At 75.4% G+C, this 22,264-nt stretch carries 12 protein-coding genes; 3 read left to right on the forward strand and 9 right to left on the reverse strand.

Annotated elements, in window-relative coordinates:
- Position 1: 1 nt before the first annotated feature.
- The 3 genes from F8R89_RS33285 to F8R89_RS33295 form a co-directional block, all read right to left on the reverse strand.
- On the reverse strand, positions 2-1,504 hold the full coding sequence (locus F8R89_RS33285; RefSeq protein WP_151787484.1) for a metallophosphoesterase family protein: 1,503 nt from the start codon (positions 1,502-1,504) through the stop codon (positions 2-4).
- A 63-nt stretch (positions 1,505-1,567) separates the two neighbouring features.
- Positions 1,568-2,323, reverse strand: coding sequence for a dienelactone hydrolase family protein (locus F8R89_RS33290; protein ID WP_151787485.1), 756 nt, complete (start codon positions 2,321-2,323; stop codon positions 1,568-1,570).
- A 128-nt stretch (positions 2,324-2,451) separates the two neighbouring features.
- Complete coding sequence (locus tag F8R89_RS33295; RefSeq protein WP_192806300.1) at positions 2,452-3,072, reverse strand: L-threonylcarbamoyladenylate synthase; 621 nt, start codon at positions 3,070-3,072, stop codon at positions 2,452-2,454.
- A 127-nt stretch (positions 3,073-3,199) separates the two neighbouring features.
- Here F8R89_RS33295 and F8R89_RS33300 point away from each other — a divergent pair, with 127 nt between their 5' ends.
- Complete coding sequence (locus F8R89_RS33300; protein ID WP_151787486.1) at positions 3,200-4,711, forward strand: helix-turn-helix domain-containing protein; 1,512 nt, start codon at positions 3,200-3,202, stop codon at positions 4,709-4,711.
- Between the two features lie 146 nt (positions 4,712-4,857).
- On the opposite strand, the gene F8R89_RS33305 is transcribed toward F8R89_RS33300, so the two are convergent.
- The 6 genes from F8R89_RS33305 to F8R89_RS33330 are packed head-to-tail and all read right to left on the reverse strand — an operon-like array spanning position 4,858 to position 10,338.
- The gene (locus F8R89_RS33305; RefSeq protein ID WP_151787487.1) at positions 4,858-6,081 is read right to left on the reverse strand and encodes a cytochrome P450 family protein; all 1,224 of its coding nucleotides are present in this window, start codon (positions 6,079-6,081) and stop codon (positions 4,858-4,860) included.
- Positions 6,078-7,316 carry a cytochrome P450 gene (locus F8R89_RS33310; protein ID WP_151787488.1) on the reverse strand — a complete coding sequence of 413 codons (1,239 nt, stop codon included), beginning with the start codon at positions 7,314-7,316 and terminating at the stop codon, positions 6,078-6,080. The genes F8R89_RS33305 and F8R89_RS33310 overlap by 4 nt, the downstream gene beginning before the upstream one ends.
- The gene (locus F8R89_RS33315) at positions 7,313-7,957 is read right to left on the reverse strand and encodes a GTP-binding protein (protein WP_151787489.1); all 645 of its coding nucleotides are present in this window, start codon (positions 7,955-7,957) and stop codon (positions 7,313-7,315) included. Before F8R89_RS33315 ends, F8R89_RS33310 begins: the two co-directional genes overlap by 4 nt.
- Entirely contained in the window at positions 7,929-8,291 is a 363-nt protein-coding gene (locus F8R89_RS33320) for a DUF742 domain-containing protein (RefSeq protein ID WP_151787490.1), read from the reverse strand. The genes F8R89_RS33315 and F8R89_RS33320 overlap by 29 nt, the downstream gene beginning before the upstream one ends.
- Positions 8,288-8,710, reverse strand: a complete 423-nt coding sequence (locus F8R89_RS33325; RefSeq protein ID WP_151787491.1) for a roadblock/LC7 domain-containing protein — start codon at positions 8,708-8,710, stop codon at positions 8,288-8,290. Before F8R89_RS33325 ends, F8R89_RS33320 begins: the two co-directional genes overlap by 4 nt.
- On the reverse strand, positions 8,707-10,338 hold the full coding sequence (locus F8R89_RS33330; RefSeq protein ID WP_151787492.1) for an ATP-binding protein: 1,632 nt from the start codon (positions 10,336-10,338) through the stop codon (positions 8,707-8,709). The genes F8R89_RS33325 and F8R89_RS33330 overlap by 4 nt, the downstream gene beginning before the upstream one ends.
- 498 nt (positions 10,339-10,836) lie before the next feature.
- Between F8R89_RS33330 and F8R89_RS33335 the strand changes: the two genes are divergently transcribed.
- Positions 10,837-12,555, forward strand: coding sequence for a fatty acyl-AMP ligase (locus F8R89_RS33335; protein ID WP_151787493.1), 1,719 nt, complete (start codon positions 10,837-10,839; stop codon positions 12,553-12,555).
- A gap of 124 nt (positions 12,556-12,679) precedes the next feature.
- On the forward strand, positions 12,680-22,258 hold the full coding sequence (locus F8R89_RS33340; protein WP_225994564.1) for a type I polyketide synthase: 9,579 nt from the start codon (positions 12,680-12,682) through the stop codon (positions 22,256-22,258).
- Positions 22,259-22,264: the final 6 nt, after the last annotated feature.

The raw sequence follows: 22,264 nt of genomic DNA on the forward strand, positions 1-22,264 counted from the left end.
CTCAGACCAGCGGGATCGTCACCTCGTCCTCCACCGGCGGGTCGAGTTCCTGGGCGAGGTTCCCGGTCGCGGCGTGGCAGCGCAGCCGGATCGCCTCCGGGCCGACGTCCAGTCGCAGGAAGCACTTGAAGAACGGCGGGCTGTACGTCGTCGAGCTCGGCGAGAACAGCTGCGTGTAGAGCTTGCGCACCGGCAGCCGCAGCCGTGCCCGGCGGTCGGGGCGGCGGCCCGCGCCGAGCAGGGCGGCCACCAGCCGGACCCGCCAGGTCACGCGTGCTGTGGCCTGCTGCGCGCGGGTCAGCCGCATGCCCAGACGCTCGGCGACGACGGCCGCCGCCTCCGCCTCGGTCAGGGTGAAGAAGCGGCGCAGCCGCAGCCGCCGGCCGTACAGCGCGCTGTAGAACGCCAGGGAGTCGCCGCGCAGCGGATAGCAGCGGAAGTCGTCCTCGCCGACGCCCGCCACGTCGACCTTCTTGATGGTGTGCGTGGCGTGCATGAAGGCACCGCCGCCGCCCGCGACCACGTACTGGATCGTGCGGTCGCCGACCCGCACCGGGTAGCGCTGGTAGTTGTGGATGTCGCCGCCGATCGCCGCCACGTAGCGGTGCGCCGGGTCGCGGACGATGTCGTCCACGGTGCCGCTGCCCTCGATGGCGCACGGGTGGTGCTCACCGTCCACGTACAGCGGCGAGCCGGTGACGAGGATCTTCGGGCGGGGGTCCCTCGACACCTCCCGCAGCCACGCGCCCTGTTCGGCGTCGATCGTCCCGAGCAGTCCCGTGTCGAGGCCGACGATCCGGATCGGCCCGGCGTCGATCGCCCAGTACGGGCCGGGCTGGACGGCCAGTTGGGACGGGTCCGACCGCAACGTGCGTGCCTCGTCGAGCCGTTGTCCGTCACCCTCGCGCGGACGGTGCCACAGCAGGGACCGCAGCCGCGCCCGGCTGAGCGGGCGCGGCGCGGGCTCCGGCGGGAGCGGCGGGGCGTCGTCGCAGAACACCCGCATGAACGCGGTCAGGTCCTCGTACCAGTCGTGGTTGCCGGGTATCGCGTAGATGGGCGCCTTGTAGTCCCGGTACGGCCGGAAGAACTTGGGGCCGTAGTCGTCGGCGGCGCCCACCGGGTAGATCACGTCGCTCGCGAGAACGGCGAAGCGGGTGTCCTGACCCTCCTTCAGGAGGCCCGGCACGACCGCGTACTGGGAGTCGTCGCCCTCGCCGGTGTCCCCGATGACGAGGAAGGAGAACCGGTCGGGGTCGTCGCGCCGGATCACCTTGTCGGCCGGTGCCCCGGCGGCCTCCCGCTGCGCCACCCACCGGCTCCGGGTACGGCCCGTGGGATCCCCGAACAGGGAGGCCAGGACGCCGTTGCGGGCCGCCCACAGCATCCGGGGGTCGAGCCAGGAGATCTTCCGCACCGCGGGCGGCATCAGCCCTTTGTAGGTGCCGGGTTCGGCCGCGCCCCAGCCGGCGCCTTCCGCGGTATCACGTGAGGAGACAGACACCGGTGCACCGTAACAATGACCGGGTGACGGGAGCGGCCCGCCCCCGTCTCCCGAACAGGCCGCTCAGAACGTGCGGTTGAGCAGGTCGAGCAGCGCCTCCCAGTGCCGCTCGTCCCCGGCGCGGTCGTAGGCGTCGGTGTCGGACTGGGTGAAGCCGTGGCCGGCGCCCGGGTACACCTCGCAGCGGTGCCGTACACCCGCCTCCGTCAGGGCTTTCTCCAGGCGCTCGATCTGCTCGGGCGGCAGCGACGGGTCGTCGTCCGCGTGCCCGAAGTACAGCTCCGCGGTGACCTGTCCGGCCACCAGGTGGGGGCTGTCCGGCGCCTCGGTGGCGAGCCGGCCGCCGTGGAAGCCGGCCGCGGCGGCGACCCGGTCCGGGTAGGTGCCGGCGGTCCGCAGGGACAGTCCCGCCCCCATGCAGTAGCCGGTGACCGCGACGGGACCGTCCGCCGCGGCCGGGCACGACTCCAGCCACCGCAGATAGGCACCGGCGTCCCGCATCGCCGCCTCCGGGGTCAGCTGCGCCATGATCGGGCCGAGGGCCTCGAAGACGGCCGGCCGGGCCGCGGCGTCGATGAACTCCGGCAGGTCGAGCACGGGGGCGCGGCGGGCCCGGTAGAACACGTTCGGCACCACCACCGTGTACCCGGCGGCGGCGAGCCGGTCGGCCATCGCCTCGAGGCGGGGCCGCAGACCGAACGCGTCCATGTAGAGCAGGACCGCGGGGTGGGGGCCGCCCTCGGCGGGATGCGTCAGGTAGGCGTCGGCGACGCCGTCCTCGGTGGGGATGTCGACAACGGTGCCCTGGACGGAGGTCATGGTGGGGGCGCCCTCTCTGCGATCGCGCGGCGGAACAGGTCATCGGCCCCCGGCGGGACCGGACCGCGTGCATCGTTTCACCGCACGGTCCCGCCCCCTCGGGCACCCCCGGCCGTTTGGGGACGCCTTTACTCGAACCGGGACGTGTCCCCCGCGCCGTGGCGCACGATCTCCAGCTCACCGGACGAGAAGTCGATCACCGTCGTCGGCTCGGTGCCGCACTCCCCGGAGTCCACGACCCCGTCCAGCACATGGTCGAGCCGGTCCTTGATCTCCCAGCCCTGCGTCATCGGCTCCTCCTCGTCCGGCAGCAGCAGCGTGCTGGACAGCAGCGGCTCCCCCAGCTCGGCGAGCAGCGCCTGGGTGACGACGTGGTCGGGGATGCGCACGCCGACCGTCTTCTTCTTCGGGTGCTGCAGCATGCGCGGCACCTCCCGGGTCGCCGGGAGGATGAACGTGTAACTGCCGGGCGTCGACGCCTTGATCGTGCGGAACACGTCGTTGTCGATCCGCACGAACTGGCCGAGCTGCGCGAAGTCCTGGCAGACGAGGGTGAAGTGGTGCCGGTCGTCCAGGTGGCGGATGGACCGGATGCGGTCGATGCCGTCACGGCTGCCCAGCCGGCAGCCCAGCGCGTAGCAGGAGTCCGTCGGATACGCGATGAGCGCGCCGGAACGGACGCTCTCGGCGATCTGCGCGATGGTGCGCGGCTGCGGATTGTCGGGGTGCACGTCGTAGTACTTCGCCATTGGCCGAGCCTATCCCCGGGGCGGCCCCCACCCCCGGTGGGCACCGGCTCGCCGCGCGGGCGTGAGGTAACGTCCCCGACCGGTACGTGAACGAGACGCAGGACCGCAGGACGAGGTGAAGGCCGACATGGCTGGCGGAGAGGACGGGGCCGGGCAGGCAGGGGTGGACGACGCCGCGCCCTCGGCGTGGGCGCAGGAGCTGCTGGAGCATCTGCGGCCGCAGGGCAGGGACGTCGGCCGCGTCGTGGCCTGGCTCGCGGACACCGTGCGGGGCACCGCGTGCCTCCTCGACGCCTCCGGCACCCTCGTCGCCGGCACCCGGCCGGCCCTGGACGAACAGCTGGCCGACGCCGTGGCCGCCGGCCGGATCGCGTCGGCCGCCTGGGAGGGCGGGGGCTGCCACCAGCGGCTGGTCCGGGTCGCCGGACCGAACCCGGCGGCGGCGGGCGTCCTCGCCGTGTCCCGCGCGGAGCCCTTCGACCGGCGGGCCGCCGACATCGTCGGCCACAGCGCGCACGTCCTGGAGATCCTGCTCAAGGCAGGCGAGACCACCGCCGCGGGCCACCGCCTGGAACGGGCCACCTCCGATCTGCGGCTCGCGATCCTCCAGCTGCTCATGGTCGAGGACACCGTCTCGGCGCGCCGGGTCGCGGCCGGGCTGTGGCCCGGGCTCCTCGACACCGACACGGCCTGCGTGTACGTCGTCGAGGGCAGCGCCGAGGAACGCGACCGGCTCGCCGAGGAGTGCATCGACGCCACCGGGGAGCAGGCCCTGGTCGTGCTGTGCCCGGCCGTCGACGAGCACGTCATCGTCGTCACCCCCGGCGACACCGAGGCCCGCGAACTGCGGTCGCTGGTCGGGCCCCGCCCGCGCACCTTCCTCGGGGGCAGCGCCCGGCAGGCCCTGGTACGCACCGCCACCGCCTACGGGCAGGCCGTCAGCGCGCTCGCCGTCGCCCACTTCCGGTCCGACAAGGCCGCCGTCTACGCCGAACGCACCCACCCCGAACGTCTCGTCGACCCGGCGGCCCTGCGCTGCTGGACGGCCCGGGTGCTGCGCCCCCTCGACGCCCTGCCGCACCACACCCGCGCCGAACTGCTCGCCACCACCCGGCTCGGCCTGGAGTTCACCGCGGTGAACGCCGCCAAGGTGCTCGGCGTCAGCCGGAACACCGTGCGCGCCCGCATGGAGCGGGTCGAGGCACTGCTGAGCACCCGCTTCTCCGACCTCACCGCCCGGGCCGTCGTGCACGTCGCCCTCAACACCCGGGAGGGACTGGCCGGAGCGCCCGCCGACCAGATCGCCCCGCACGACGACCCCGTCTCGCTGCGCGACCTGCTGTCCGGGCCCGCCATGGTCACCTGGGCGCAGGATTTGCTGTCCCGTCTCGACCACGACACCCGGGACCTGCGCCGCACGCTGCGTGCCTGGCTCGCCGAGGGCGGCAACGCCGAACGGGCCGCGCAGCGCCTCGGCGTCCACGCGCAGACCGTGCGCGAGCACGTCCGCAGCGCCGAGCCCGTCCTGGAGCGCGGGCTGCTCGCCGGTGGCAGCGATCTGTACGAGGTCGTCCTGGCCCACCTGGCGCTCGGTGACCTGGAACCGCCCGCCCTGCACGCGACGAAAACGGGCGTTTAGGGCGCGGCTGTGCACAGGTGAGTCCTGGCGGCAGCTCAGCGGGCACCGACGCGATACACACGACCGCCGGGGGAGCCGTACGGTCTACGCACCGCGGGGACACGACCGGAACGGGGGACCGGTCGCGTCCCCGCGCGGATCCGCCGTCAGCCCCGCAGCCGCACGGGTATCTCCTGCCAGCCGAACGCGATGAACGACGGCACCTGACGCAGCTCCTCCTCGGCCGAAGTCAGCCGCAGCCCGGGGAACCGGTCGAAGAGCGCGGGCAGCGCGGTCAGGGCCTCCATCCGGGCCAGCGGGGCGCCGATGCACCGGTGCACGCCGATCCCGAACGACAGATGGTCGTCGGCGCCGCGCGCGGCGTCGAAGCCGCCCGCGTCCGGCCCGTAGTGCGCGGGGTCCAGGTTGGCGGCGGCGTACGTCGTGATGATGGCGTCCCCGGCCGGGACCGTCACGTCCCCCACCTCGAGGTCGGTCACGGCGAACCGCAGCGGCAGCGACGCGATCGACGGGTGCACGCGCAGCGTCTCGTCGATCACCGCGTCCCAGCCGATCTCCCCGGACCGTACGGCCGCCAGCTGCTCGGGGTGGGTCAGCAGGGCGACGACGGCGTTGCCGATCAGGTTGACCGTCGTCTCGAAGCCGGCGCCGATCACCAGCAGCAGCGTGTAGAGCAGTTCCTCGTCGCTGAGCCGGTCGCCGTCCTCGTCGCGGACCCGGATCAGCTCGCTCGTCAGGTCGTCGCCGGGATGTTGCCGCCGGTGGGCGATCAGCGCGCCCAGCACCGAGCCGATCCGCTCCTGCACGAACGCCGCGTGCTCCGGCGTCGGGTCGGAGGTGTCCATGATCGCCGCGATGAGGATGGCGGTGTCCTCGCGCAGCTTGTCCGGCACGCCGAACAGCTCGCAGATCATGCGCATCGGCAGCGGGTGGGCGAACGCCGCCTTCAGGTCGACCGCGTCGCCGCCCGTGTCGAGCGCGTCCAGCAGCTCCGCGGTGATCGCCTCGACGCGGGGCCGCATCACCTCCGTACGCCGCTGGGTGAAGCTCGGCGCGACCAGCTTGCGCAGCCGCGCGTGGTCGCCGCCGTACGTCGACAGCATGTTGACCACGCCGACCCAGCCCAGGATCCAGCCCCAGGAGGGGTGTTCGCCCACCTCGGGCCAGAGCCGCCAGTGCTGCCGGGGGTCCCTGCTGACCCGGGGATCCAGGATCAGCTCCCGCAGCGTGTCGTACGTCGTGGGCGCCCAGGCCGGGATGCTGCCGGGCAGCTCGACGGGCACGATCGGGCCGCGGGCGCGCAGCCGGGCGCTCTCCCCGGGGATGTCGGCTCCGAACGGGTCGATGGCGATGCGGTCGGTCACGGTCACGACGGGCCTCCAGGCTGGTCGGGGGAGCGGGGGCTGAACCGGACGGGCAGCGAGGTCAGCGAGCGGTGGAACGGCCCGGGCCGCCAGGTCAGGCGCTCCCGCGGCAGGACCGGCTCCAGGTCGGGCAGCCACTGGGTGAGCCGTTCGATGGCCTCGGTGGCGATCAGCAGCGTGTGCTGGCGCACCGGGCAGGCGTGCGGCCCCGCCGACCAGGACAGATGGGAGGCGTCGCGGGGGTGCCGCGCACCGGGGGCGTCCCGCTCGGCGAAGTGGGCGAGCGCCCCGTACGAGATCACCACCGGGACCGCCGCCCGGATCCAGGCGCCGTGGAACGACAGGGGCCTGCGGGCGTAGTGGATGCCGTAGTTGGCCAGCGGCGTCTCGTGGTGCAGCACCTCCACGACCGCGTCGGTCACCGGGCGGGCGCCACTGGTGAGCGTGGAGTAGAAGCTCGGGTTGCCGAGGATGCGGGAGAGGGCGTTGGACACCAGGTTGGCGGTCGGCTCGTGCCCGGCGCCCAGGGTGAGGAACACCTGCCAGGTGACCTCCTCCGGGGTGAGCCCGGCCGGGTGGGCCAGCAGCCGGCTCGGCAGGTCGTCGCCCGGGGCCGCGGCCTTCGCGGCGATCAGCTCCAGCACATAGCCGCCGTACTCCGCCTCGCCCTCGGCGGCCTCGGCGCCGCCCTCCATCATCTTGCCGAGCGCCACGTCGAGCCGGTCGCTCTGGCTGTCCGGGAGCCCGAAGAGGCTGTTGAAGACCAGCGCCATCAGCGGCCGCGCGAACTCGCCCACCAGATCGGCCTCGCCCTTCGGGCCGAACCGGCCGACCAGCACGCGCACCGCCCGGTGCACCCGGGCCCGCAGGTCGTGCGGCTCGATCCCGTCGAACGTGTCGATCAGCGAGGTGCGGTACCGCACATGGGCGGCGCCGTCGGCGAACAGCGTGTTGGGCCGCCAGCGCATCATGCCGAGGATCGGCGAGTCGTCGGCGACCGTCGACTCCCAGGGCCGGGGGTCGTGCGAGAAGGCGTCCGTGTCGTGCAGCAGGTCCAGTGCCGCGCGCCGGCCGGTGACGACGTACGCCGGGACGCCCGGCGCCAACTCGCCCCAGCCGACCGGGCCCTGGGCGCGCAGCGCCTCGTAGTAGCGGTACGGGTCGCGAGCGAAGCCGTCCTCCCACAGGCGTACGGGCGTCGTGCGGGAGAAGCTGTCCAGGTCGGGGGAGTGGACGGTCACCGGCCCTCCGGGGTGTCGCGGTCGATGAGGTGCTGGACGAGGGCGAGGAGCGCGTCGACGGACGAGTCGGCGTCCCGCGCGTCGCAGGTGACCATCGGGGTGCCGTCCTCCAGGTCGAGGGCGGCGCGCAGTTCGGCCTCCGTGTGGTGCCGGGGCGCGTCCGGGAAGGTGTTGAAGGCGACCGCGTACGGCAGCCCCGACTCCTCGACGAGTCCCAGCACGTCGAACGAGGCGTCGATACGGCGGCTGTCGACGAGGACGAGGGCGCCCAGGGCGCCGTAGGCGATGTCGTCCCACAGGGGCCGGAACCGCTCCTGCCCCGGCGTGCCGAACAGATACAGCACGACCCCGCCCGGCAGGCTGATCCGGCCGAAGTCGACCGCCACGGTCGTCGTCGACTTGTCCCGCACCCCGGCGAGGTCGTCGACGGGCGCGGACGCCTCGCTGAGCGGCTCCTCGGTGTGCAGGGGCCGGATCTCGGAGACGGAACCGATCAGGGTCGTCTTGCCCACCCCGAACGGCCCGGTCACCAGGATCTTGACCAGGTCCCGCGCGGTGTCGGGGAGATGGACGTCGTCGGAGGGGCCCGCGGTGGCGCGGGCGCGGACGTCGCTAGGCGTGCTTGAGGGCGCGAAGGCCATCGGCCACTCTCTTCAGCAGGTCGGGGTCGAAGCGTGCGGCGGGCGGGATCGGCGCGCGGGCCGACGCCAGCTCCCGGTCGATGAGGTCGCCCGCGAGGACGCGCACCGCCGAGACCGGGAGCCGCAGCAGCGCCGCCGCCTCCACCACCGTCAGCGAGCCGTCCTCCAGCGCGTCCAGCAGGGCGAGCTGGGCGGCGGGCAGACCGGCGGGAGCGGGCGTGCCGGCGCGGCTGAGCACCGACAGCCGCTCCAGGTGCGGCCGGCTGGGCCGGGCCACCCCGCCGGTCGACAGGTACGCGGGGACCAGGGGGCGGCCACCACGGCGGCCGGTCATGCCGGAGCGCCGCCGTCGCCGCCCCGGGGCGCGGCCGCCATCGCCTTCTCGCCGAGCCGCGCGACCTGCGAGTGCACGCGGTGCGCGAGGAGGTCGAGGCGCACCTCCTGGTCGCCGTAGGCGGCCACACAGGTGCCGTGGTCCGTCGGCACGATCAGCACATAGCCGTGGTCGGACTCGATGACGACCTGGCGCACCTCGGCCCGCTCCCGGTCGGCGAACGCGGCGGCCGCGGTACGGCAGGCGCCCTGCACGGTGCTCGTGATCGCGGCGACCCGCTCGGCCGAGGGCTGCGTCAGCGCGTCGGTGTAGCCGGTCACGAGTCCGTCCCGGGTGAGCAGCACGGCGGCCACGACGTGCGGCACCTCCAGGATCGGATCCAGCACCCAGGCCGTGTCTCCCGCGTCGCGGCTGCTCATCGAGCCGTTCCCCCTTCGTGGTCGGTCAGTTCGTGGTCGGTCGGGTCGGAGATGTCCGCCTGGTCGGAGGCGTCCGACGTGTCGGTCGTGGCTGTCGTGTCGTTCGAGGCGGTCCGGGCGGTCCGGGTGGTCGAGTCCGTCGCATGGGCCGCGCCGGGCCCGGAGGCCGGGTCGTCCACGGCCGGTTCCGCGCGCTTCGCCGCGGCGGGCTCCGCCTCGTCCGTGGTGCCGCCGGTGGCGGACCGTGCCGCCGCCGTGCCCGCCTGGAGCGCGCCGAGTGCGGCCGCCGCCTGCTCCGGGCCGGGGGCCTCGGAGCGGGGCGCGGCGGGCTCCTCCGGCGCGGCGGTCGCCCGCGTACGGCGCCGGCGCCGCGGCAGCCCGCCGGTGTCGGGGTTGTCCCGGTGCCCGGAGCCCGTGTCGCCCTCGGGACGGTCGCTGCCGTAGCCGTGCGCGGAGTCCGAGGGGTCGCCCTCGGCGGACGGGCCGGTGGAGCGGGGGCCGGGGACGGTGGCCGGAGCGGTGCCCGGCACGGTGGCCGGCCCGGGACGGGGCGACGGGCGGGTGGAGCGCGGGGCGCTCGCCGCCGGGGGCCGTTCCTCGGGGTCGATGTGCCCGAGCAGCCGGCTGTCCACCCGCAGCACCGCGCGCACCCCGCCGTACGGCGACGGCGACGACAGGTCCACGCCCAGGTCGAACTGCCGCGTCAGCTGCCCGATCGCCGCCAGCCCCATCCGCGGCGGATCGCCGAGGTCGGTGAGGAGGATCGGCTCGGACCCCGCCACCAGCCGCTGCGCACGCGCGCGTTCGTCCTGCGTCATGCCCAGGCCGGCGTCGTCGACCGTGACGCACACGCCGTGGTGGACGTGTTCCAGGTTGACGACGACGTCGGTGTCGGGCGCGGAGTGCCGCAGCGCGTTGTCGAGGAGTTCGGCGACGATGATCGCGACCGGCTCCACGGCGTGGGACACCAGCGCGGTGCCCGCCTCCAGATGGTTGTGGACCCGGACCCGGTGGTAGCCGGCGAGCCGTGCCTGGCCGCCGGTCACCGCGTCCACCACGTGCGACTCCTCGCGCGCGAGCCCGACCCACGCCCCGCACACCACGGCGGCGACCTGCGCGCGCCGCAGCGACTGCTCGTTCTCGTGGTCGAGCTGGAACAGCGTCTGCGTCAGCTCGGGGTCGTCGTACTTCTGCTGGAGTCCGCGCAGCGCGTCCTGCAGACGGTAGAGGGCCGCCTGGATCTCGCGGGTCGCGCCACGCATACCGGCCTGCGCGGCCGCGTCGATCCGGGTGCGCTGGGCGGTGAGTTCGCCGCGCAGGGTGTCCAGGACGTGGTCCAGCGCGAGGCCCAGGGGAGTGCCGGAGGTCTGGGGGTGCAGCGGGCCGGGCACGGCGACGTTCGCGTGGGTCTGCCGCCGGGCGGCGGCGGGCAGGCGCCGCGCCGCGAGGTGCTCGACCTCGTCCGTCAACGCCCGCGCGACCTCGTCGAGTCGGGCGTGCAACCGGCCGATCTCGGCGCGCTGGCGCGCCTGTTGGCGTTGCGCGCGCAGCAGCAGGCCGCCCAGGGCGAGCGCGGACAGCATGCCGACGGCGAGCCCGCCGGTCACCAGGTCCGGTAATTCGATCATCGAGTCGGTTTCCCAGAAGGTCGGGTCGGGGGCAGTCGGGCAGGCCTCGTCGCGCGACCGAGACGCGCGGCGCTCGGAGCACAGTACACACCGTCATCGATCGATCTCGCACGGTCGGCGAATACTTGGGTCCGAATGTGCCGGGAGCTTGCTCGGATCTGTCGCGGACTGTCGCAATTGCGGTCCACGGCAGAGGAGTTGGCGGGCCCCGTGACGCGCCGAACAGCCCCCCGCTTCGCCAATTCCTGTGCGACACGTAGGGTTTACCTGTGTTCGACCCATCGGACACGACAGGCTTGCTACGGTCTACTCACCGGTAGCCAGTTGATGCGGGGGGACACGAGGGGACGGCGGACCAGCGCCGTGACCCCTCGGCGGGTCGTCGAGACGGACGGCCGGGCAAGGGGGCCCGGGCGACCGAGGCGTCTGCACGTGTCCAGCACGTGACCCTCGAACTCCCTCCTTCGCCCACCGATCCAGACAGGTGAGACTCGCGACATGGTGCGATCCCTGGTCGACCTTCTGACCGAGCACTCGGTGCGCCACCCCGAGCGCACCGCCTACCGATACCTCGTCACCGGCGACTGCGACGGCGAGATCCAGGAGATCTCCTACGGCCGCCTCGCCCGGCGCTCCCGCGCGATCGCGGCCTGGCTCCAGGAGCGCGGCCTCGCGGGCAGCCGGGCCATGCTCCTGTACCCGCCCGGCCTCGAGTTCGTCTGCGGCTACCTCGGCTGCCTCGCCGCCGGTGTCGTCGCCGTCCCCGGCGTCCCCCCGCGCGGCCGGTCCCAGAACCACCGCGCCCTGACCCGGATGCGGCGGCTGATCGCCGACGCCGACGCCCAGGTGATCCTGGGCGGCCGCGAGGCGATCGAGGCGCTGACCGGCCTGACCGAGCACCTGCCCGAACTCGCCGGCCCGACCCGCGTGGCCACCGAGGACATCCCGGACGACGCGGCCGCCGCCTGGCGCGACCCCGGCCTGGACGCCGACTCGGTCGCCTTCCTCCAGTACACGTCGGGCTCCACCTCCGCGCCCCGCGGCGTGATGGTCACCCACGGCAATCTGCTCGACAACGAGCGGATCATCACCGAGCGCATGGGCCACACCCCGGACGCCATCGCCGAGCACGGACACGAGATGTTCGTCAGCTGGCTGCCCGTCTACCACGACATGGGGCTCATAGGCCCCGTCCTCAACACCGTCCACCTCGGCGTCACCGCCACCCTGTTCTCCCCCCTGCACTTCCTGCAGCGGCCGCAGCGATGGCTCACCGCCGTCGGCCGCTACCGCCCGCACACCAGCGGCGGCCCCAACTTCGCCTACGAACTCGCCCTGCGGCACGCCACACCCGAGCTCCTCGACGGCCTCGACCTGAGCGCGTGGAAGGTCGCCTTCAACGGCGCCGAACCCGTGCGGGCCGCCACCCTGCGGCGCTTCGCCGACACCTTCGCCCCGGCCGGCTTCCGCCGGGAGGCCCTGTACCCCTGCTACGGCCTGGCCGAGGCCACCCTCATGGTCAGCGGCAGCACCCCGGGCGCCGCGCCCACCCAGCTCCCGCCCGCCGACGGACGGCCCGACACCGGCGCCGTCGGCTGCGGCCGTCCCGGACCCGGACTCACCGTCGCCGTCGCCGACCCCGAGCGCGGCGAGGAACTCCCCGACGGCGAGGTCGGCGAGATCTGGGTGTCCGGCGCGAGCGTCGCCAAGGGGTACTGGCGCAACGCCCTCGCCACCCGCGAGACCTTCCGGGCCCGCCTCGCCGGGCACGAGGGCCGCTTCCTGCGCACCGGCGACCTCGGATTCCTGCGGGACGGCGAGCTGTTCGTCACCGGACGCCTCAAGGACCTCATCGTCGTCGACGGCCGCAACCACTACCCGCAGGACCTCGAACTGACCGCGGAGACCGCCCACCCGGCCCTGCGCCCCGGCTGCACCGCCGCCTTCGGCGTGGACACCCCGGACACCCCGGCCGGCACCGAACAGGCCGTCCTCGTCGCCGAGATCGCCCCCGACATGGCGGGCGAGGCGGAGAAGATCACCGACGTGGTCCGCAGCGCCGTCGCGGAGGCCCACGGCATCGCGCTGCGCGAGGTGGTCCTCGTGCGGCCCGGCACCATCCCCAAGACGTCCAGCGGCAAGATCCAGCGCCACGCCTCCCGGGCGGCCCACCTGGCCGGCACCCTCGCCCGCATCGAGGAACCGGCCCTCGGCTGACGCCGCCCCGTCCCGTCGTACGCCGCCGCGCGCGCCGTACGACGCACCCCGCGGCGTACGCGGACCAGAGCACCCCCCCGTACGCCGCGGCCTTTCTCCGCGACCCACGAGGACATCTCTCTCCATGCCTGCGCACGCGTCCCCGAAGCAGTTCCCCGATCCGCCCCTGCGCACCCCGCAGGACGTCCGGGCCTGGCTGGAGTCGGCCGTCGCCCGGGCGACCGGACTCGACCCGGACACCGTCGACCCCGACCATCCTCTCGCCGAACTCGGCCTGGGGTCACGCCAGTTGGTGACCCTGGCCGCCGACCTGTCCGCCCTCACCGGCCGGACCCTCGACCCCTCCCTGGTCTTCGACCACCCCACGATCGCGGCGCTCTCCGAAGCCGTCCTCGGCGACCGGCCCGTCACCCCGGCCGCACCCCCGCAGCGCGACGGCACGGCCCCGCACCGCCCCGACGACATCGCGATCATCTCCATGGCCTGCCGGCTGCCCGGCGCCGACGGCCCCGACGCGCTGTGGCGGCTCCTCGACACGGGCCGGGAAGCCGTCGGCGACGCGCCCGCGGGCCGCTGGGACACCGGCGGCCTGTACGACCCCGACCCGGAGGCGACCGGCAAGGCGTACTCCCTGCGCGGCGGCTACCTCCGCGACATCGACCGCTTCGACGCCGCGTTCTTCGGCATCTCCCCCCGCGAGGCGGCGGCCATGGACCCCCAGCAGCGGCTCCTGCTGCGGACCTCCTGGGAGGCCGTCGAACGCGCCGGCATCGTCCCCGCCTCCCTGAACGGCAGCCACACCGGCGTCTACGTCGGCCTCTACGACACCGGCTACCTGGCCGCGGCCGGACTCGGCCAACTCGACGGGCACGTCGGCACCGGCACCGCGCCCAGCGTCGCCTCCGGCCGCATCGCCTACACGCTCGGCCTGCGCGGACCGGCGGTCACCGTCGACACCGCCTGCTCCTCCTCCCTGGTCGCCCTGCACCTGGCGGCACGGGCGCTGGCGGGCGGCGAGTGCGACCTCGCCCTGGCCGGCGGCGCCACCCTGCTGCTCACCCCGCGCGGGCACGTCGAGTTCAGCCGGTTGCGCGGCCTGTCGCCGTCCGGGCGGTGCAGCCCCTTCTCCGCCGACGCCGACGGCGTCGTCTGGGCGGAGGGCTGCGGTGTCGTCCTCCTCAAACGGCTCGCGGACGCCCGCCGGGACGGCGACCGGGTCCTCGCCGTCGTCAAGGGCTCCGCGATCAACCAGGACGGCCGCAGCCAGGGCCTCAGCGCCCCCAGCGGATCCGCCCAGGAACGCGTGGTGCGGGCCGCGCTCGACGCGGCCGGGCTGCGCCCGCACGACATCGACCACATCGAGGCCCACGGCACCGGCACCCCGCTCGGCGACCCCATCGAAGGGCGCGCCCTGGCCGCCGTGTTCGGGCCGGACCGCCCCGCCGGCCGGCCCCTCGGCATCGGCTCCCTGAAGTCCAACATCGGGCACACCCAGGCCGCCGCGGGCATCGCCGGCGTCATCAAGACCGTCCTGGCCCTCCGCCACGAGCGGATACCGGCGTCCCTGCACGCCGGGACGCCCACCGGGCACATCGACTGGGAGCACGGCGGACTGCGCGTCCTCGACGCGGCGCACCCCTGGCCGCGGGAGGCCGGACGGGTGCGGCGCGCCGGAGTGAGCGCGTTCGGCATCAGCGGCACCAACGCCCACGTCGTGCTGGAGGAGGCCCCCGACGCGCCGGAGCCCCGGCCCGCCGGCCGGCCCGGGACCGTCCTTCTCCCGCTCTCCGCGCGCGGCCTCCCGGCGCTCGCCGCCCAGGCCGCCCGACTGCTCGACCACCTCGACACGCGGCCCGGCCTGCCGCTGCCCGCCGTCGCCGCCACCCTCGCCCACCACCGCACCCACTTCGAGCACCGGGCCGTCATCAGGGCGGCCGACCGGGACGGCCTGCTGCGCGCCCTGCGCGCGCTCGCCGAGGGCACGGCCGACGACGGCCTCGTCACCGGCCCGCCCCGGACGGCCCGCCCCGGCAAGGTGGCGTTCGTCTTCCCCGGCCAGGGCTCCCAGTGGCCCGGCATGGCACGCGACCTCCTCGCCGACGACCCGGTGTTCGCCGACGAACTCGACCGCTGCGACGCCGCCCTGCGTCCCTTCACCGGCTGGTCGGTGACCTCCGTCCTGCGCGGCGACCCCGCGGCCCCCGACCTGGACCGCGTCGACGTCGTCCAGCCGGTCCTGTTCGCCGTGATGGTGTCGCTGGCCGCCGTGTGGCGGGCCCGCGGCGTCCGCCCGGACGCCGTCGTCGGGCACAGCCAGGGCGAGGTCGCCGCGGCCTGCGTCGCCGGAGCGCTCAGCCTCAACGACGCCGCCGCCGTCGTCGCCCTGCGCAGCCAGGCCCTGACCGGCCTGTCCGGCACCGGCACGATGGCCGTCGTCGCGCTGCCGCACACCGAGGTGGAACGCCGGACCGGCGACGGCCCGATCACCGTCGCGGCCGTCAACAGCGGCCGCTCGACGGTCGTTTCGGGAGCCGTCGACGCCGTCCGCGCCCTCGTCGAGAGCCTGGAACGGGAGCAGGTCTTCGCCCGCGTCCTCGACGTCGACTACGCCTCCCACAGCGACCGCGTCGAGCCGGTGCGCGACACCGTCCTCGACGAACTCGACGGCGTGCTCACCCAGCCCACCGCCGTCACCTGGTACTCCACGGTCACCACCGCGCCCGTCACCGCCGAGCAAGAAGCCGCGTACTGGTACCGCAACCTGCGCGAACCCGTCCGCTTCGCGCCCACCGTCGAGCGCATGATCGCGGACGGCCACCGCTGCTTCGTCGAACTCGCCCCGCACCCCTCCCTGCTGACCGCCCTCGCCACCATCGACGAGGACCTGGTGACGGTCGGCTCGCTGCGCCGCGACGAGGACGGCCCCGCCTGCCTGGACCGCGCCGCCGCCACGCTTCACGTCCACGGCCACGACGTCGACTGGCGCCGGCTCGTGCCGCCCACCGCCCCCGTCGACCTGCCCACCTACGCCTGGGACGAGCAGCGCCACTGGATCGACGCCTCCCCGGCGGACGCGCCGGGCCTGTTCGACCGGGCCGCGCACCCGTTGCTCGGCATCCAGCTCCGCTCCGCCGACGAGACCCGCTGGACCTTCCGCGACGAGTGGTCGGCGTTGACCGCCGACTGGCTCGCCGACCACACCGTCCACGGCCGTACGGTCGTCTCCGGCACCACCCTGCTCGAACTGTGCCGCGCCGCCCTCGCCGTGGCCCGCCCGGACCGGCCCGCCGACGTCGCCGGGCTGCTGCTCCTCACCCCGCTCACCCTGCCCGCGCACGGCACCATCGAGGTGTCCGTCGAGGTGAGCACGGCCGGGCCCACGGCCGAGGTCACCGTCCACAGCCGGCCGCGCGGCCCGCAGGGCGGCGACTGGACCCCGCACGCCACGGCGTCCGCCGCCGAACCGGCCGAACCGCCCGCCGGCGAACCGCCCGCCTGGCCCGAGGAGCCCGTACCCGCCTGGGACGGGGACACCTACGCCCGCCTCGCCGCCCTCGGCCTCGGCTACGGGCCCGCCTTCCAGGGCGTACGGGAGGCCACCACGACCGGCGCCGGGACCGTCCTCGCCCGGCTCTCCCTCCCGGCCGCCGCCCGGGACACCGCCGACCCGTACCCGGTCCACCCCGCCCTGCTCGACGCCGCCCTCCAGGTGGCCGCCGTCCTCGAACCGCTCGACGGCGGACGGGTGCTGCTGCCGGTGGCGATGACCCGGTGCGTCCTGCCGCCCGGCGGGGCGACCGACCTGCTCGCCGTCGTCCGCAGGACCCCGGAGCCCGGCGAGGACGTCGTCCTGGACGTCACCCTGTGGGACACCGACGGCTTCCCGGCCGGCCGGCTGGAGGGCGTACGCCTGCGGGCCGCGCACCCGGCCGAGCCGACCGGCGGCCCGGAGCACGGCCGCCATCTGTACGAGGTGGCCTGGTCCCCGGTCGGCCCCGCCGGACCCGCACCCGAGGAGACGCCCGCCGGTACCGTCGTACGCCGCTGGCCCGCCCCGGAGCCCGGCGCCGACCCGGCCGCCACGGCCCACGCGACGGCGGTGGCCGCGCTGGACGAACTGCGGGCGCTGATCGCCCTCCCGCCGGACGAGGCCCCCGCATGTACCGTCTGGGTCACCACGAGCGCCGTCGCGGCCACGGACACGGACACCGCCGCCGGGTACGCGCACGCCGTGCTGTGGGGGATGGTCCGCGGGGCGCGCGCCGAGCACCCCGACCTGGGACTGACCCTGGTCGACGTCGACACGGACGACCGGGAACCGCCGCTCTCCGCCGTCCTGGACACCGGCGAACCCGAACTCGCGCTGCGCGGGGATCAGTTCCTCGCCCCCCGTCTCGTCCGCGCCCGTCCCGCCCGGCCCGGCGCCGGGCCCGCGATCCCCACCGACGGCACCGTTCTGATCACCGGTGGCCTCGGTGCCGTGGGCCGCCGCATCGCCCGCCTCCTCGCCGAACTCGGCGTTTCGCGCCTGCTGCTGACGTCACGTCAGGGCGCTGAGGACCCGCGTGCCGGCGACGCGACGGCCGAACTGACCGCGCTCGGCGCCCAGGTGGAGATCGCCGCCTGCGACGTGGCCGACGAGGCCGCCCTCGCCGAAGTCCTCAACCGCGTCGGCGACGAGGCACCCCTGCGCGGGGTCGTCCACTGCGCCGGCGTCCTGGCCGACGGCGTACTCGCCGAGACGACCCCGGAGCGGCTGGCCGAGGTCCTGCGCCCGAAGGCCGACGGCGCCGCCCATCTGCACCGCCTCACCGCGGGCCTCGACCTCGGCCTGTTCCTCCTCGTCTCCTCCGCCGCGGGCGTCGTCGGCACCCCCGGACAGGCCAACTACGCCGCCGCCAACGCCTTCCTCGACCAGCTCGCCCACCACCGGCGTGCCTGCGGCCTGCCCGCCCACTCCGTCTCCTACGGCGTCTGGGCGGGGGAGGGGCTGGCCGCCGAACACGCCGACCTGGAGCGCATGGCCCGCCTCGGGCACCGCGCCCTCACCCCCGAGCAGGGCGCCGCCCTGACCGCACTCGCCCTGCGGTACGACACCGCGCACCTGGTCGCCTGGTCCCTCGACCTGCCCCGGCTGCGCGCCGCCGCGCCCGCCGGCGCCCTGTGGCGGTCCCTGCTGCCCGCCCGGCCGGCCGCCCCGGCGGGCGGACCCACACTCGCGGAGCGGCTGTCCCGGCTGCCCGAGAACGAACGCGCCGCCCGTGTCCTCGCCCTGGTCCGCGAGGAGGCCGCCCAGGCCCTCGGCCTGCGCTCGGCCGACGCGGTCCGCCCCGACCAGCCGCTGCGCGACCTCGGCATGGACTCGGTGACCGCCGTCGACCTGCGCAACCGCGTCGGCACCCGCATCGGCGCCCGGCTCCCCGCCACCCTCCTCTTCGACCACCCCACCCCGGCCCGCCTCACCGGCCACCTGCTGGCCGCCGTCCTCGGCCGCCCGGCCCCCGCGAAGGCCACCCGGCCCGCGCCCACGCCCTCCGCGCAGGAGCCGGTGGCCCTCGTCGCCATGGCCTGCCGGCTGCCCGGCGGCGCCCGCGACCCCGAGGGCCTGTGGCGGCTCCTCGCCGAGGGCCGGGACGCCGTCGGCCCGTTCCCGGACGCGCGGTGGGACGTCGAGGCGCTGTACGACCCCGACCCGGACGCGCCCGGCAAGTCCTACGCCCGCGAGGGCGGGTTCCTCGACGACATCGACTCCTTCGACGCCGCGTTCTTCGGCATCACCCCGAAGGAGGCGGCGGCCATGGACCCCCAGCAGCGTCTGCTCCTGGAGACCGCCTGGGAGTCGCTGGAACGCGCCGGCATCGTCCCCGCCGACCTCGCGGGCAGCAGCACCGGCGTCTACGTCGGCATGTTCGGCAGCGACTACCTCTCCGGCACCCGGCTCGACCAGCTCGACGGCTACGTCGGCACCGGCTCCGCCCTCAGCGTCGCCTCCGGGCGGCTCGCGTACACGCTCGGGCTGAACGGCCCCGCCCTCACCGTCGACACCGCGTGCTCGTCCTCCCTGGTGGCCGTCCACCTGGCGGCGCAGGCCCTGCGGTCCGGCGAGTGCGACCTCGCGCTCGCCGGCGGTGTCACCCTGATGGTCACCCCGGGGACCTTCGTCGAGTTCAGCCGGCTGCGCGGGCTGTCCCCGACGGGCCGCTGCCGCTCGTTCTCCGACGCCGCCGACGGCGCCGTCTGGGCGGAGGGCGCCGGCATGCTCGTCCTCAAACGCCTCGGCGACGCGCGGCGCGACGGCGACCGGGTGCTGGCCGTGCTGCGCGGCACCGCCGTCAACCAGGACGGCCGCAGCCAGGGCCTGTCCGCACCCAACGGCCCCGCCCAGGAACGGGTGATCCGGCGTGCGTTGGAGCAGTCCGGGCTGCGGCCCGCCGACATCGACCACGTCGAGGCGCACGGCACCGGCACCACCCTCGGCGACCCGATCGAGGCGGGCGCGCTCGCGGAGGTCTTCGGCGCCTGCCGCCCCGACGGGCGTCCGCTGTACGTCGGTTCGCTGAAGTCCAACGTCGGGCACGCCCAGGCCGCCTCGGGCGTCCTCGGCCTGATCAAGGTCGTGCAGTCCCTGCGCCACGGCACCCTGCCGCGCACCCTGCACGCCGACCCGCCCAGCCGGCACGTCGACTGGGAGCACAGCGGGCTGCGCCTGCTGCACGAGGAGACCGCCTGGCCCTCCTCGGCCGACCGGGTGCGGCGCGCGGGCGTCAGCGCCTTCGGGATCAGCGGCACCAACGCGCACGTCATCGTGGAGGAGGCCCCGCCCGCGTCCACCCCCACGCCCGAACCCTCCACCGGCACCCGGCTGTTCGTGCTGTCCGGCCGCGGCGAGACCGCGCTGCGCGGACAGGCCGCCGCCCTCGCCCGGCACCTGGCCGACAGCTCCACCGACCTGCACGACGTCGCCCACACCCTGGCCCGCCACCGCAGCCACTTCGAGCACCGCGCCGCCCTCGTGGCCGGCGACCGCGACGAGCTGAGGACCGCCCTGACCGACCTCGCGGCCGGCCGGCTGACCCCGCCCGGCCCCCGCGAGGACCCCACCGGCAAGGTCGCCTTCCTCTACGCCGGACACGGCGGCCAGTGGCCCGGCATGGCCCTGGACCTGATGACCGACACCCCGGAGTTCGCCGCCGAACTGACCCGGATCGACGAGGCGGTGCGGCGGCACGCCGGCTGGTCCGTGCTCACCGCGCTGCGGGCACCCGAGGAGTGCTCCCCGTTGGAACGCACCGAGTACCTCCAGCCGGTCCTCTTCGCCGTCAACGCGGCGCTCACCGCCGCCTGGCGCGCGGTCGGCGTCACCCCGGACGCCGTGGCCGGGCACAGCCTCGGTGAGATCGCCGCCGCCCACAGCGCGGGCGCCCTCTCCCTGGACGACGCCGTCGCCGTCGTCACCGGCCGCGCCCGGGCCGTCGTCCTCCTCGCCGGACGCGGCGGCATGCTCTCCCTCGACGTGCCGCGCGAGCACGCCGAGGAACTGCTCGCCCCCTACGCCGGGCTGCTGTTCGTCGCCGCCGTCAACGGACCGCACGCCACGGCCGTGTCCGGCGACGCCGGCGCCCTGGCCGACCTGCGCCGGAGCCTGGACGAGCGGGGCGTGCGGGCACGGCCGCTGTCCACGCCGTTCGCCTCGCACACCCCGCTGATGGCCCCGGTCCGCGAGGACCTGCTCGCCCGGCTCTCCGACGTCCGGGGCACACCCGCGGCGACCCCGCTGTACTCGACGGTCCTGGCCGAACCCGTACCCGGCGAGCGCCTCGACGCCGGGTACTGGTACGCCAATCTCAGCGAACCCGTCCGGTTCGCCGACACGGTCCGGCGCCTCCTCGACGACGGGCACCGCTACTTCGTCGAACTCAGCCCGCACCCGTCGCTCGGCGCCGCCGTCGAAGCGGTGGCGGCCGAGGCCGGCGTCGACGCGGTCACGGTCGGCACCCTGCGCCGCGGCGCGGGCCGGCGCGACACGCTGCTGCGCTCCCTGGGCGCCCTCCACACGGCCGGCCACACCCCCGACTGGACGGCGCTGTTCCCCGGGGACCGCCGCGCCGACCTGCCGACCTACGCCTTCGCCCGCGAACGCCACTGGCTCGCCCCGGCCCCGGCGACCGCGTCCGGCACCTCGCCACTGCTCGGCGCGCACGTCGAGGCCAGCGACGAACCGGGCCGGCACCTCTTCCAGACCGAGGTGGACCTGCGCGACAGCCGCTTCGCCTACCTCGCCGACCACCGCGTGACCGGCGAGGTGTGGCTGCCCGGCGCGGCCTTCCTGACCATGGCGCTGGAAGCCGCCCGCACCGTCCGGGACGGCGGCGACGTACGGCTCACCGACGTCGCCTTCCTCCAGCCGCTGCGCCTGGACGCGTCCCGGCCGATCCGGCTGCAACTCGTCCTGCGGCCCGCCGTCGACGGCGTCCGGGACTTCACCGTCTCCGCCGCCCCGGCCGGCGCCCCGGACGCCCGCTGGGAACGGCACGTGACCGGCCGCGTCACCGCCGCCCCCGCCGCCCCCACCGACGACGACCCGGCCGCCCTGCGCGCCCGCTGCGACGAACCCGCCGACATCACCGCCCTGCACGCCGCCCTGGCCACCCTCGGCATCGAGTACGGACCCGCATTCCAGGGCCTGGAGTCGGGCCGCCGTTCCCGCACCGCGGCCGTCGCCCGCCTCACCGACCGGCCCGCCGCCGGGCACCTGATCCACCCCGCCGTCCTCGACGCCGCCTTCCACACGGCCGCCTTGCCCGCCGACGCCCCGCAGGGCCGCGCGTTCGTCCCGGCCGGCGTCGCCGACCTCCGCCACACCGGGCTGCGCACCACCCCCGCCCGGGTGACCTGCGTCCTGCGGTCCGTCACCGGAGACACCGCCACCCTGGACCTCCGCCTGTACGACGAGGCGGGCCAACTCCTACTGGAGGCATGTGAGTTCAGGCTCGCCGCGCTGTCCCCGCTCGACGGGGCGCTGTTCGAGACGCGCTGGCAGCCCCGCCCGGCCGCCGCCGAACCCCCGGCACCGGGCCCCTGGCTCCTCCTCACCGACACGTCCGGGGTCGCCACGGACCTGGCCCGGCGCCTGGACGGCTCCGCACCCCACGTCATCGCCCGCGAGGGACGGGAGTTCGCCGAGGAGGGGCCGGGCCTGTACGTGCTCGACCTCGCCGACCCGGACCACCTGGCCCGGCTGCTCGACGAGGCGTTCCCGCACGAACCTCCCCGGCACGTCGTGCAGTCGACCGCGCTCGACGCCCCCGCGATCGAGGACGGCCCCACGGCCGGGGAAGCCGCCCGGCTGGCCTGCCTGAGCACCCTGCACCTGGTGCGGGCCCTCGCGGAGCGGGCCTGGGCGCCCCGCCTGCACATCGTCGTCCGCGGCAGCCAGGCCGCCGGCGACAGCACCCACGTCACCCACCCCCAGCAGGCGCTCGCCTGGGGCTTCGGGCTCGCCGTCGCGCAGGAGCACCCCGAGCTGCGCACCACCCTGGTCGACCTGCCGCCCACCGGCGGCACCGACGCCCTGTGGACCCAACTGCGCCACGCCGACGACGAACGCCTCGTCGCCCTGCGCCCCGACGGACGCCACGTCCCCCGCTCGCCCGCACCCGCCCCGACGACTCCGGACGCCCCACCCCGTCCGGCGCCCACCTGATCACCG

The organism is Streptomyces sp. SS1-1 (genome assembly GCF_008973465.1).
Classification (GTDB): Bacteria; Actinomycetota; Actinomycetes; order Streptomycetales; family Streptomycetaceae; genus Streptomyces.